12 protein-coding genes are annotated in these 12951 nt (G+C 57.1%); 11 read left to right on the forward strand and 1 reads right to left on the reverse strand.

Translation table 11 applies throughout. From position 1 onward, the window contains the following. Positions 1–86 precede the first annotated feature (86 nt). Positions 87–521 (forward strand): ribose 5-phosphate isomerase B, encoded by a 435-nt coding sequence (rpiB, locus tag LGH74_RS00525; RefSeq protein WP_226170328.1) that lies wholly within the window; start codon positions 87–89, stop codon positions 519–521. A 238-nt stretch (positions 522–759) separates the two neighbouring features. On the opposite strand, the gene LGH74_RS00530 is transcribed toward rpiB, so the two are convergent. Beyond that, positions 760–2172 (reverse strand): hypothetical protein, encoded by a 1413-nt coding sequence (locus tag LGH74_RS00530; RefSeq protein ID WP_226170330.1) that lies wholly within the window; start codon positions 2170–2172, stop codon positions 760–762. A gap of 227 nt (positions 2173–2399) precedes the next feature. Between LGH74_RS00530 and LGH74_RS00535 the strand changes: the two genes are divergently transcribed. From LGH74_RS00535 to LGH74_RS00575, 10 genes are all read left to right on the forward strand, one after another. Continuing rightward, positions 2400–2837, forward strand: a complete 438-nt coding sequence (locus LGH74_RS00535; protein WP_226170332.1) for a ribosome-binding factor A — start codon at positions 2400–2402, stop codon at positions 2835–2837. A 129-nt stretch (positions 2838–2966) separates the two neighbouring features. Beyond that, positions 2967–3776: a class I SAM-dependent methyltransferase gene (locus LGH74_RS00540; RefSeq protein WP_226170334.1), complete on the forward strand. Its 810-nt coding sequence runs from the start codon at positions 2967–2969 to the stop codon at positions 3774–3776. Between the two features lie 176 nt (positions 3777–3952). After that, positions 3953–5182, forward strand: a complete 1230-nt coding sequence (locus tag LGH74_RS00545) for an ABC transporter permease (RefSeq protein ID WP_226170336.1) — start codon at positions 3953–3955, stop codon at positions 5180–5182. 178 nt (positions 5183–5360) lie between these two features. After that, positions 5361–8330 carry a DEAD/DEAH box helicase gene (locus LGH74_RS00550; protein ID WP_226170338.1) on the forward strand — a complete coding sequence of 990 codons (2970 nt, stop codon included), beginning with the start codon at positions 5361–5363 and terminating at the stop codon, positions 8328–8330. A 41-nt stretch (positions 8331–8371) separates the two neighbouring features. Then, complete coding sequence (locus tag LGH74_RS24780; RefSeq protein ID WP_262904519.1) at positions 8372–8497, forward strand: hypothetical protein; 126 nt, start codon at positions 8372–8374, stop codon at positions 8495–8497. A 66-nt stretch (positions 8498–8563) separates the two neighbouring features. Further along, positions 8564–9088: a hypothetical protein gene (locus LGH74_RS00555; protein WP_226170340.1), complete on the forward strand. Its 525-nt coding sequence runs from the start codon at positions 8564–8566 to the stop codon at positions 9086–9088. Between the two features lie 417 nt (positions 9089–9505). Further along, entirely contained in the window at positions 9506–9793 is a 288-nt protein-coding gene (locus LGH74_RS00560) for a hypothetical protein (protein ID WP_226170343.1), read from the forward strand. Positions 9794–10158: 365 nt separating this feature from the next. Continuing rightward, complete coding sequence (locus tag LGH74_RS00565) at positions 10159–10560, forward strand: nuclear transport factor 2 family protein (RefSeq protein ID WP_226170346.1); 402 nt, start codon at positions 10159–10161, stop codon at positions 10558–10560. 220 nt (positions 10561–10780) lie between these two features. Continuing rightward, a complete protein-coding gene (locus LGH74_RS00570) occupies positions 10781–11062 on the forward strand; it encodes a hypothetical protein (protein WP_226170349.1) in 282 nt (93 codons plus the stop codon). Positions 11063–11263: 201 nt separating this feature from the next. Then, the gene (locus LGH74_RS00575) at positions 11264–12925 is read left to right on the forward strand and encodes an MFS transporter (RefSeq protein ID WP_226170352.1); all 1662 of its coding nucleotides are present in this window, start codon (positions 11264–11266) and stop codon (positions 12923–12925) included. Positions 12926–12951 lie beyond the last annotated feature (26 nt).

The raw sequence follows: 12951 nt of genomic DNA on the forward strand, positions 1-12951 counted from the left end.
TTCTTTGGTCTGTATCCACATTCAACCGCATTTCCCCATTCTCCCCATTCAAAACACATTTCCCACATTTCCACATTTGAAACGCATTGGAAAATAAACTCGCCATCGGTTCCGACCACGCCGGCTTTGCTTACAAGGAAATGCTGGCTCACTGGCTACGCGACAACGGCTACGAGGTGAAAGACTTCGGGACCTACTCCGCTGATTCCGTGGATTATCCCGACTTCGTACATCCGCTGGCCAATGCCATTACGGCCGGCGAGTTTGAGCGGGGAATCCTGGTATGCGGCTCGGCTAACGGGGTGTGCATCACGGCCAACAAGCACCAGGGCATCCGGGCGGCTATTGCCTGGGCCCCCGAGCTGGCCGAGTTGGCCCGGCAGCACAACAACGCCAACATTATCTGCGTGCCGGAGCGTTTCGTAACCGAAGAAGCCGCCCGCGACATCGTCAGCAAGTTCCTGAACACTGGCTTTGAAGGTGGCCGGCACCAAACCCGCGTCAGCAAGATTGACTGCTGAGCGGTGAAATAGTGAGTTGTCGTTCTGCGTACTTGTCATTGCGAGGAGGCACGACGAAGCCATCCGTCCTTTGCGCAGTACGACCTGACCTTTTACCAGAAAGCCCTTTCCCGTTAGTAACGAGAAAGGGCTTTTCAGTGGAGGAAGCTCGGCACATTTCAGCGGACGCATGGCTTCGCTCCTCGCAATGACACGAGTTTAGCACATTCAACCACATTAGCACCTGAGCACATTGTGCTTATTTCCGCTGATACACTTTCGGAATCCTGGTTAGCTCGTACCGGCTGAATACGGCGGGTACTTTGTACTGCAGCTCGGGCAGCAGACCGGCCTCGTCGATGATATACTCGGGGGGCAGCACGGCGAAATTGTGGGCGAGGCGAAATACGGCGCTGTACTCGTTCAGGTGGCCGAAGTCGACCTGGGCCAGGCGCCAGTCGAGGTAGGGCGTGGCCAGTCGGTTTTGCACGTAGGAGCGCCGGTCGGGGCCCAGCACCAGCAGGCGGTGGCCCTGCAGCGAGGCGTAGGTGGGGTTGGGCTGCACGGCGTAGTTGCGCTCATCCGGAATCTGAATGACGGTTGCCAGCCCCAGCGTGGTGCGGTAGCGCGTGACTATCACCGCCCCGATAATGAGCAGCAGCAGCATTTCCGGCACCCAGTTCCGGGATGCTTTCTGCCACAGATACAGGCAGAAATAGGTGATGGGCGGCAGCACCAGCACCAGCGTGCCGGGCGCCATACCCCGGCCCGCCGCCACCATGGCCACGGCCACCAGCAGCCACACCAACATCAGCTGCTGAAACTTCACCTGAAATACCAGCCCCAGCGACGTGGTAAAGGTTCGAAACAGCGCCAGCGCCAGCACGATGGCCGGCAGAATGAGCAGGCGCAGCTGCACAAACAGCGGCAGGCCGTCGGTGCCGGCTACCAGGCCAGTTAATACGGGCTTGAGGTGAAACTGGGCAAAGTTGGGCAGCGACTCGGTGTAGAGAAAGAACGTGCCGGCCGCCGCGTAGGGGAACAGAAACCCGCACACCAGCAGCAGAAAGCTCCGGAACGAGTTGGCCGCGAAGATGATAACGGCAAACAAGCCCACCAGCAGAAACAGCGCCAGCGGCAGGTAGCACAGCGCGGCCACCCCAATCAGAAACCCGGCCCGAAACAGGCGGCGGTTGTCGTAGCCTTCCCGCGAGGTGGGCAGCAGGGCACTCAGGGCAATAATGATAAAGGTGTGCCCCAGCAGCAGCGGCGACAAAGTGTCGAGGTCGGTGGTAAGGCTGGCCAGCAGCAGGTAGGTGAGGGCCGCCACAAAGCCTCGGTCGGGGTGCACGTCGGCGCGGTTCAGTACCAGGTTTAGGCGCAGCGCCTGGAAGAGCAGCAGCACCAGGGCCAGAATCCGGTAAAGCCATAGCGGCCGGCCCAGCGCCGTATCGAGGGCCCCAAACAGCAGGGCTGCCAGTGGAGCGGTGCTGTCGTACACGTCGCGGTAGAGCAGGGCACCTTCGTGCAGCCTTTCGCCAATGAGCAGCGCCCGTAGCTCGGCGGCCGTGAGCGGCAAACCCAACCAGAGCAGCGGCAGCCGCAGGGCCAGTACCAGCACCAGCAAGGCCACGAGACGGGTAGGGAGCGGACTTTTAAAGAAGCGAAGCAAAGTAAACGGTCGGGGTTTCGTGCGCAGCGAAAGAAGAGTACCGGCAAAGGTAACGCGCCGCCGGGCAAGCCGCGCCGCCTGTTCTCGGCTTTCGGCGGCTCCAGTGGCTGGTCGGTAGTATTGGCCCGGTTTGCGGCCCGAAAACCGGCTAGCTTCCGCGGCCAACTTGGCGGACGGTTAACTTCCTGAGTACCCAAGCCCCTAACTTCCTATCTTTGCTGATTCTTATGGAAAGTAAACGTCAGCAAAAGTTTGCCAGCCTCCTGCAGCAGGATCTGGCCGCCGTCTTTCAACGCGACTTGCCGCATCTGTTTCCGGGCTTGCCGCCGGGTATCAGCACGGTGCGCATCTCGCCCGACCTGGGTGTGGCCCGCATCTACCTGAGCAGCTTGCTGGCCAGCAATGGCAGCACTATGCTGGAGCAAGTGCGCGACAACAGCAAAATTATCCGCCAGGCTTTGGCCAAGCGCATCCGCAAACAGGTGCGCATCATTCCCGAGTTGGTCTTTTTCCTCGACGACAGCGCCGCCTACGCCGCCCACATGGATGCCGTGCTGGGCACCCTGGATATTCCAGCTACTACGCCCGAGGACGCCAACGACCCCAAAACCGAGGATAAAGGCCCCGCCGCCCGGCCCAAGCTGTTCGCCGACGAAGACGAATAAGTGAGATAGTGAAATGGTGAAATAGTGAGTTTGATGTTCGGCTGGCGCCAGACCAGATGCGCGGATTGAACTACTCACCGCTTCACCACTTCACAATTTCACTCTCTCACCATTTCACTATTTCACCTCTTGTACTACGACCCGATTAAAAAGTCTCTGGGCCAGGTTTTCAACCGTACCCCGTGGCTGCGCCGCCTGTTTTATGTGCTGCTCGATTTGCTGCTGCTCCGTACCTGGCACGTACACCGCGAGTTGCGCAAGTGGGCCGCCGGCCGGCAAGGCGAAAACCTGACCATTCTAGACGCCGGCTCGGGCTATGGGCAGTACACCTACTGGCTGTCGGGCCTGAGCAAGAAGTGGAGCATCCTGGCCGTGGATGTGAAAGACGAGCAGATTGCCGATTCCAACCAGTTCTTCCGCCAGATTGGGCGCACCAACGTGCAGTTTGCCGTCCAGGACCTGGTGCTCTACCAGGAGCCCAACTCGTTCGACCTGGCCTTGTCGGTAGACGTAATGGAGCACATTCTGGAAGATGTGGAAGTGTTCCGCAACATCCACGCCTCTCTCAAGGACGGCGGTATGCTGCTCATTTCTACTCCTTCTGACCAGGGCGGCTCCGATGTACACGCCGACGGCGAAACGAGCTTTATTGAGGAACACGTGCGCGACGGCTACAACATCCACGAGATTCAGCAGAAGCTGCGTACCGCTGGTTTCGAGCGGATCGAGGCCCGCTACAGCTACGGCGAGCCAGGCCAAGTGTCGTGGCGGCTCAGCATGAAATACCCCATTCTGATGCTGGGTATGTCGAAGTGGTTTTTCCTGCTGCTGCCCTTCTACTACCTCATCACCTTTCCGTTTTGCCTGCTCCTGAACTGGATTGACTCTACTTCCAGCCACGACTCGGGAACTGGCCTGATTGTGAAAGCCTGGAAATAACGCCCTGGCTGCCGGAAGTAAGCCGGCCAATGTTGAGCTGATTTGCTTTGGCCGCGCTATCTTGCCTGCTGCTTCGCAGCTCGAAGAAGTACAAAGGCGGCTTTCTGCGGCTTCTTTCGTACAAGTGCTTCGTGCTACCGCCCTCACTCCATCCCCAACCCTAAAAAGCGCCCTGCATGAACGTTTCTCTGCTCATCGCCCGGCGCTATTTCTCGTCCAAGAATAAGCGGAACATCATCAGCATTATCTCCAACATTTCGATGGTGGGGGTGGCCGTGGGCACCATGGCGCTGATTATCGTACTGTCGGTATTCAACGGGCTGGAGGATCTGGTGCGTACGCTCTACGGTAAGTCCGACCCCGATCTGCTCATTACGGCCGTAAAAGGCAAGTCCTTTGCAGTCGATGAGGCCCTGATGCGCCGCATCAGGGCCACGGTAGGTGTAGGCTTGCTTACTGAGGTTATCGAGGACAATGCCCTGCTCCAGTACCACGACCGGCAGATGGTGGTGAAAATGAAGGGTGTGAGCGAAAACTACTTTGCCCAGAGCGACATCGACTCGGCCATCGTGGAAGGCGACCATCGCCTGGTGCGCGCCGGCGAAAACTACGCCCTGCTCGGGGCCGGCGTGCAGCACGAGCTCAGCATTGCCCTCGACAACCGCTTTGCGCCCCTGCACCTGCTCTACCCGCGCAATACCGGCAAGAAAACGCTGTCGATGAACCCGGAAACGGCTTTTAGTCAGGAAACCATCATTGCCGGCGGCGTCTTTCTAATCGAGCAGCACATCGACGACAGCTACATCTTCGTGCCCATCGACTTTGCCCAGAAGCTGCTCAACTACGGCAACCGCCGCACGGCCCTAGAAGTGAAAGTAGGCGACACCCACAGCATCGACGACGTGAAAGTAGCCCTGCAGCGCGTGCTGGGCCCGGGCTTTCACATCTATAACTCCGACGAGCAGCACGTGAGCTTGCTCAAGGCTATTAAGGTTGAGAAGATGTTCGTCTTCATCACCTTCGCTTTCATCCTGCTGATTGCCTCGCTCAACATTTTCTTTTCCCTCTCCATGCTTGTGCTGGACAAAAAGAAGGATGTTGCAATTCTGATGGCTATGGGCGCTACGAGCCGTATGGTGCGCAATATTTTCCTGCTCGAAGGTGCCATTGTGGCCCAGGTAGGCGCTATTACGGGCCTCGTTATTGGCGTCACAATCTGCTGGCTGCAGCAAACGTTCCACATCGTCTCAATGGGTATGGCCACCAGCGTTGTCGACTCCTATCCGGTTAAAATGCAGTTATCGGATATTGTCCTAACCGGCATTGCTATTATCGTTATCACGATTACCGTCTCCATTCGGCCCGCGCTGAATGCTTCGCGCCTCGCTTTGCGGGATAACTTGTAACCCTTTCAGGGTCGAGATAGTAGTTCATATACTCGTAAGCCCTGTTGGGCTGGGTATTTATATACATATGTCTTATGATTTTCACTATTTCAATAATTAATTTTACTTTTCTCGAAAGTCACTGGTATTTAGTAATTGTCCTTAATTTCAATGCCTTATTCAGGCCTTTCGTCCGACTATGAAGGTTTCAACTTCACAGCCTTTTCAGATTGTCTATTCGTTACTTGAACACGAGTATCTAGGCTATCTATTTGAATCATACGTGGTTCAGCGCAACGCTCGTGGCCAGCTCACGCTGCAGCACCAAACGGTGTCAGCCAAAAACGCGCCGGAGTTTGCCGATGGCTTGGACGAAATTGACTTTGAGCTGATTGCCCTTACCGACCAGATTCAGCAGGACGTAGTTATAAAAGAGTTCTGGGCGAAGAAAACCACCCCTGCCGACTTCTTCTTCAAGATATACGACCCCGAAAAGGGCGACAAAGCCCTGCAGGACGGTATCTGCCGCTACGTGCAGGACCGCATGGGCCAGATTCTGGAGCGGCTGCAGGGCAAGCAGGTATTTATTATGGGCAAGGACGGGGAGCCCACCTGGCGCGAAATGGGGGTGGCCCCGGAGCCTGCGTCGGTGCTGTTTCACTTTCGCCGCAACGAAGACAGCACCCATTACTTTCCTACCATTCAGTACCAGGGCCAGAAGCTCGACTTCCAGTTCAAGAGCGCTGTTATGGTTTGCTTTCAGCCGGCCTGGATGCTGCTCAACGACGTGCTCTACAATTTCCGCAACGACGTAGACGGCAAAAAGCTGCAGCCCTTTCTGAACAAGAAGTTTATTGTGATTCCCCGGCAGGTCGAAGACAGCTACTTTCAGCGCTTCGTGGCCCCGTTGGTCGAGTCGTTTGACGTGCACGCCCGCGGCTTCGATATTCGCTCGGAACGCTACGTAGCCCGACCCCAGCTTACGTTTTCGGATGTGCCCGGCGCGGTAGTCGTGACGGAAGAGGAGCGGGGCCGGCCCACCGCTATGCGCCGCAACGGCAGCAGCGAATCGGGCGTGGCGGTACTAAATGCGCCGTCGGAGCACATTCATTTCGACCTCTCGTTCCGCTACGGCGACCATACCGTGCACAATAGCTACGACAAGCGGGTATGCGTAAAGCTGGAAAAGAACGAAGATTCCTACATTTTCCACCGCCTGATCCGTAACCTCGACCGGGAGCAGGAAATTATCCGGGAGCTAGCCGACCGGGCCCTGGAAGTGCGCAACGGCCGCGCCGTGCTGGAAAAAGCCACCGCCTTCCGCTGGCTGCACAGCCACGCCGAAGAGTTGGCCCGCATGGGCTTTACGGTGCAGCAGGGTACTTCTTCAAGCAAAGACTACTTCATCGGGGCCGTTACGGTGCAGGTGGGTATTACGGAAGGCAACGACTGGTTTGACGTGCACGGCACGGTCAGCTTCGGGGAGTTCGAAATTCCGTTCATCAAGCTGCGGCCCTACATTCTGGGTCGGCGGCACGAGTTCCGGCTGCCCAACGGCCAAATTGCCATTATCCCGGAAGAGTGGTTTACGCAGTATCTGGAGCTGTTTGCCTTCTCCGAGGAACACCACCACACGCTCACGCTACGCAAGCACCACCTGGCCCTGGTATCGGACCTGCAGAACGGCAACCTGGCTACCGTGACTATGTCGCGCAAGCTGGAGCGGCTGCGCGGCTTCGAGGCCGTGGAAGACCAACCTATGCCGGCCGGCTTCAAAGGCGAGCTGCGGCCCTACCAGAAAGCGGGTTACAACTGGCTGCACTTCGTGAAGGACTACCACTTCGGCGGCTGCTTGGCCGACGATATGGGCTTAGGCAAGACGGTGCAGACGCTGGCATTGCTACTGCAGCGCAAGGAAAGCGGCGAATCAATGGGTGCAGCTTCGCTCTTGGTAATGCCTACTTCGCTGGTGTACAACTGGCTGAGTGAGGCTACCAAGTTTACGCCCGGCCTGCGCATTCTAACATACACCGGCACTTACCGCGACAAAAACGTGGCTCAGTTTGCCGACTACGACGTGGTACTGACCAGCTACGGTATTGTGCGCCTCGATGCGGAGCTGTTGCGCTCCTACGGCTTCGACTACGTGATTCTGGATGAGTCGCAGGCTATTAAGAACCCCAGCTCCACGACTTCCCAAGCCGTGCGGGGGCTCCGCTCACGCCACCGCCTCATTCTGACCGGCACGCCGGTAGAAAACAGCACGATGGACCTTTGGTCGCAGATGTCGTTTATCAACCCCGGCTTGCTGGGCACCCAGACGTTTTTCCGCAAGGAATTCCTAAAGCCTATCGAGAAAGGCAAAGACGAGGTGCGCACCCGCAAGCTGCACGCCCTGATCAAGCCCTTTATTCTGCGCCGACATAAAGCCCAGGTAGCCAAAGAGCTACCGGCCAAGATTGAGCACCTGAGCTACTGCTCCATGACCGAAGAGCAGGCCCAGTGCTACGAGGAAACCAAGAGCTACTACCGCAATAAGATCCTCAAGAACATTGAGGAGCATGGCACGGCCGGCACGCAGTTTATGTTGCTGCAGGGCCTCACCAAGCTGCGTCAGATTGCCAACCACCCGCGCATGGCCCACGAGGACTACGAGCATGAGTCGGGCAAGCTGCGCGAGGTTATCCGCATGATTCGTAGCGTGGTGTCGGAAGGGCACAAGGTGTTGGTGTTTAGCCAATTCGTGAAGCACCTGGACATCGTGCGGGCCTCGCTTGATGAGAAACAGGTGGAATACGCCTACCTCGACGGCAACACCCGGGACCGGCACAAGGAAGTTATCCGCTTCCAGGAAACTGAAGAGCTGCGCGTGTTTCTCATTTCGCTGAAAGCCGGCGGCGTAGGCCTCAACCTCACCGCGGCCGACTACGTGTTTATTCTGGACCCGTGGTGGAACCCCGCCGTGGAAGCCCAGGCCATCGACCGGGCCCACCGCATCGGCCAGCAGCGCACGGTATTCACCTATAAGTTCATCAGCAAGAACACGGTAGAGGAGAAGATCCTGGCTTTGCAGAATAAGAAAATCCAGCTGGTAACCGACCTGATAACCACCGACGAGGCCATCATTAAGAGTCTGACCAAGGAGGATATTGAGGAACTGCTGGGGTAAGCTGGCAATCTGTTCCTCTCACTATTCCTGGCTCCTGGCGCTTGGCTTCAACGACTGTTTATCCTCTTGACTGCGGCAAGCACCGGATTCTCGACCTTGATGCGGACGAGTACGGCAACTTCATTGCCCTGTTGAGTAACCGGGAGGTGTGGACCAATGCCGGGTAGATACCGCTGCATCAGGAGTTTCGGGGAGCATTTATTCGGGAAATCGATGCGAATCGGTTTCTGGTGGTGGAAGATCGGCAGGGAGCCGGAAACAACGGGTATATTTTCGACACTACCGGCCGCCAACTCCTGACGTTTGATGCGGGCAGCTATGTTGCGGAGGTGCTGGTGCAGGCTGGGCAGATTGTTATTTCCTATTTCGACCAAGGCTTGGGCAGCAGTAAACCCAGCAACGACGGAATTGCCGTGTTCAACTTGGCCGGACAGCAGCTTTTCGGCATCAACTCCAGCGGAGCCGCCTCTATTATGGACTGCTATGCCCTGTGTACGCTGGGCAAAGACCGTATCCTCGCCTACACCTACACCAATTTTCCGCTGCTGGAACTGCGCCTTACCGATTACCGCATAGCGCAGCAGCCGACCCCGGCGGACTTTCGCGGCAGCCACGCGCTGACAACAATGCGTGGGGATGTTATTTTTCATGGCTCTTACGAAGACAATACCAGCTTCTTCTGGTGGAACCGCAAGGAAAAAGCTCAATTGCTTCGGTCATTTACCCATCGACGGATTGCGCGGTATCGGCAACGGTAAGTTCGTAACCTTCGACGCCAATAGCTTCACGATAGTGGATGCCCTGGCTATCCTGCACGGTGCATAGTGCCACCTCGAATCCATTTCTGCTCGGGCATTACCATTCCCTGCCGGCATCTGCTGATGGCAGAGCGGCTGTCAGTGGCTGTGGTGGACAGCGTAGGAGCAGAGCAAGGCGTAAGTAAGCAAATCCATGTCGGAACATACAAAACAGGCGGCACAAGGGTAAATTTTTAGTCGTTTGTATACTCCGAAAAGAACAATTTGTGTTTAACTTTGAATCTAAATATTTGTTAAGTTGAATTAGGACATTTTGGAATTATAGTCTTAATTTAGTGGTGTCAACGGTCTTATTTGTAGGACTTAGGCAATGTATTGGGATGGCCGAATAAAACCTTCAACATTTTAATCTTTGCTATGTACAAAATCGTACTCATTCTTCTCTGTGCCTTCATGACCCTGCTTGATCCGCAGGCCGCGCAGGCTACTTCCGCTGACACTTTCGCCGCTACGACGGAAGTAAACGATGCTGCCGCCGGCGCGCCGCGGCCGAACTACAAGGTGTACCGGGGCAATAGCCGGCACAAAGCCAAAAAGCTGGGGGTGTTCCGCCGCTGGAAGCTGCGCCGCAAAGCTATGCGCAAGCGCAAACTGCACAAGGTAACTCCCACCATTAAGGTCGAGAAGCCTACCCGTAACAAGTAGGCTGGTCCGAAGCGGAAGTTTGGCTTGGCCCGTACACTTCCACTTCGTCTGGGGTAAAGCGCCGGAATACTTTTTCGAAATCTGCTGCGGTCTGTGGGCTGCAACAAGTTTCGGAAAAGTGTTCCGGCGCTTTGGCGTTTTCCACCAGCGCGGAATTGTTGAGAACAATATGACACTGCGCCGAAACCGTCGGTTTGCCAAGCCCTGATGCGACTTGCTGACTGCCAAAGAAGTAGCTGGCGGCCGGAAATACGAAAGCTCAACAGTAGCGCGACACCAAGAAATAGGTCGGGCGCAGTAAGTAGCGGCAGAACCCCGCGCTTGTTCTATCTTGGGACTCCACTCTCTCCGTTTTCCACACTCCTATGTCCGAGCAGCTACAAATTATTACCACATTTCTGAGTCTGAGCGAATCGTTGGAGACGGGGGCTGAGGCGTATGCGCAGGTGTTGCACCAGGATGTGGAGCAGATTGAATACCCGAATTTGCTGAACAGGACCGTTCAGCGCCGCTCATTCATGGAAATTCTGGACAACATCCGGGCGGGCCGGGAGTTGCTGGTAAACCCTCATTTCGAGATGCACCGGGCGCATAGCTGCCCCGATGGTACCATTGTGGTGGAAGCACACTGGCACGCTACCTTAACCCATGACATTGGACCATTGGTACGCGGGCAGCAGCTGGCGGCGCAATTTTGTATGGTGTTTGAGTTGAAGGATAATAAAATAATTCAGCAGCGCACCTATAATTGTTTTGACCCCTTTTAGCGGGCTGGTGCGGGCCGGTGCTAGCCGGAGAAGTGAAAATTCTTTCAATCGATTGAATCCTGGTTGAACTTTTCCTCGTTTGATAAAAACACCATTTCCATACTGGTATAGTATTGGCTAGGGGAGGTGGAGGAATTCGCTCAACAAGGTATATGAACGGGCTGTAGCCGTAGTTCAGGTTGTTTGTGCGAAGCGTTACCATCACTTTCACTTCTTCGCTATGTACAAACAACTGCTCGTTCTGCTCCTGGCATTTCTGATTTTGCTGGAGCCCGCCTCGGCCGTGGCTGAGCCTATTATCAGCGCAGCTACCACCGAAGCCTCCGTAGAAGCCCGGCCTATTCCCCGGCCCAACTACAAACGCTACAAAGGCCGCAAAAAGCACCGGAAACCCGGCTTCTTTAAGCGCTGGAAAGCCCGCCGCAATGCCAAACGTAAGCTGCAGGCAAAACCTGCCCCGCGCAAAGGCGTCATCACGGTAGATCCGCCAACGCGCAACTAACCAAGGCCCAGGCAACGCTTCGCCTTCCTCGCAGCCGCATTTTCCCGCCGGGAAGATGCGGCTGACTTGTTTCTAGCCAGCCTCACCAGCGGACCATTTGCTATGAACTGACCAGCCCTGCTCGGACGACCCTAATGCAGTACCAAGATTTTTGCCGGGTTGCGCTGTTTACCTATTGATACCTCTTGCTACTTACGCCTTATGAGCACTTCTGCTGCTACCGCCCCGCCGACCACCGCAGGCACGCTCTGGACGCCGTTTACGTATTCCCTGTTTCGGGCCATCTGGCTGGCTTCCGTCGTGTCGAACATCGGTACCTGGATGCAGAACGTGGCCGGCGTGTGGCTGGTCACAATGCTGACGACCTCGGCTCTGGTGGTAGCCCTGATGCAGACGGCCACCAGCCTGCCGGCCTTTCTGCTGAGTATGCCCGCCGGGGCCATGGCCGACCTTATTGACCGGCGCCGCCTGCTGCTCTTTACCCAAGGCTTTATGGCCGTGGTGGCTTTTCTGCTGGGCACACTCACGCTCATGGACCAGATTTCAGCCTTGGGCGTGCTGGCGTTTACCTTTCTGCTGGGCATTGGGGGCGCTATTAATGCCCCGGTGTGGCAAACCGTGACGACGGAGCTCGTGCCCCGGCCGATTCTGCCCTTTGCCATTACCCTGAACGGAGTAAGCAACAACATCGCCCGAGCCGTCGGGCCGGCCGTGGGCGGCGTTATCATTGCCTATTACTCGCCGGGCTGGGTGTTCGTGCTGAACGGTCTGTCCTTTCTGGGCACCTTTGTGGTGGTATACTCCTGGCGGCGCAGCGAGGAAACCGCCAGCGGCCCGGCCGAGAACTTTACGGGCGCGCTGCGGGCTGGCCTGCGGTACGTACAGTATTCGCCGGCCATTTACGCGGTGTTGTTTCGCACGTTTGCCTTTGCCTTCGGTGCCAGCGCCATGTGGGGGCTGCTCTCGGTGGTGGTGGCGCGTAAGCTGGGGCTGAGCTCGGGTACCTACGGGGTGCTGCTTTCGTGGCTGGGGGCCGGGGCCGTTACGGGGGCGCTGCTCATGGGCCGCGCTGGCCACCTCCTAAACTTCAACCAGCGGGTACTGCTCGGGACGCTGGTTTTTGTGGGCACCAACCTGTGCTTGGGTCTGGTAACGGTGGTGTACTGGCTGTATCCGGTTATGTTCGTGTCGGGTATTGCCTGGCTGATGGTAATGACCAGCTTCAGCACCACCGTGCAGCTGCACGTGCCCAAGTGGGTGCAGGCCCGGGTGGTTAGTATGTATATGCTAGTGTTTCAGGCCGGCCTTTCGCTGGGCAGCATCGTGTGGGGCGAGCTAGCCGACCATACCAGCCTGGAAGTAGCCCTGCTGGCCACGGCGGGCTGGATGCTGCTGAGTATGTTGCTGGCTATTCCGTTTCCGATGCGCTCGGGCGAAGGCCTCGACCTGAGCCCGGCCGAGCACTGGCCCGACCCCACCGTGCAAGGCGGCCCCATCGACCCCGACGACGGTCCGGTGGTAGTGATGATAGAATATGAAGTAGCCGCCGCCGACCTGCAAGCTTTCCGGCAGGCCGCTGCCCGCCTCACGCGTCTGCGCCTGCGCGACGGTTCGTTGCGGGCGGGTGTATACACGGATGTGGCCAACCCCAGCCGGATTACCGAGTTTTTCTATGTAGCCACTTGGGGCGAGCATCAGCGGCAGCACCACCGCTTCACCCGCGAAGACCAGGCTGTAGAAGCGCAGGTGCGGCAGTTTCACACCGGCCCCGCTGGCCCACGCGTGACGCACTTTCTGGCTTTCCCAAAAATGCCCAACGTGGAAGCCCCCACGCCCTTAGAGACGCTGGATGGCCAGCAATAACCCACCCGGAGCCCCGGCGGTTCCGC

It is taken from the genome of Hymenobacter lucidus (genome assembly GCF_020447265.1).
GTDB lineage: Bacteria > Bacteroidota > Bacteroidia > Cytophagales > Hymenobacteraceae > Hymenobacter > Hymenobacter lucidus.